General features: G+C 77.8%; 1 pseudogene. It reads left to right on the top strand.

What is annotated here, in order from left to right:
* Window positions 1-388, top strand: a pseudogene (locus BI06_RS52200) (helix-turn-helix transcriptional regulator); the annotation flags it as partial.

The raw sequence follows: 388 nt of genomic DNA, 5'->3' as shown, positions 1-388 counted from the left end.
CTCCGGCCACCACGCCTTCCTGCTGGCCGCGGCGGAGGCGATCGCCGCCGACGACAGGCATGCCGATGCCCTGTTCGAGGCGGCCTGCGCCGTTCCCGGTGCCCGGCGCTGGGTCTTCACCTTCGCCAGGCTGCAGCTGGCACACGGCCTCCGGTTGCGCGCCAGGGGATGCCGGGACGCGGACGCACTGCTGGGTGCGGCGCGTCGTACGTTCGGGGAGCTGGGTGCGGCGCCGTGGGCGGATCGCTGCGCCGGGCTGCCGGGAGCGGCCGTAGCCGGCTCGGGCGGACCGCCGAACGGGCCCGGGAGCCGTCCGCTGACCGGGCAGGAGGTGCGGATCGCGCGGCTGGCCGCCACCGGGCTCGGCCCCGCCGAGATCGGCGAGCGG

It is taken from the genome of Kitasatospora sp. MBT66 (genome assembly GCF_000710405.2).
In the GTDB taxonomy this organism is placed as follows: domain Bacteria; phylum Actinomycetota; class Actinomycetes; order Streptomycetales; family Streptomycetaceae; genus Kitasatospora; species Kitasatospora purpeofusca.
The sequence above is the reverse complement of the archived record's forward strand: the minus strand, read 5'-3'. Positions and strand labels throughout refer to the sequence as shown.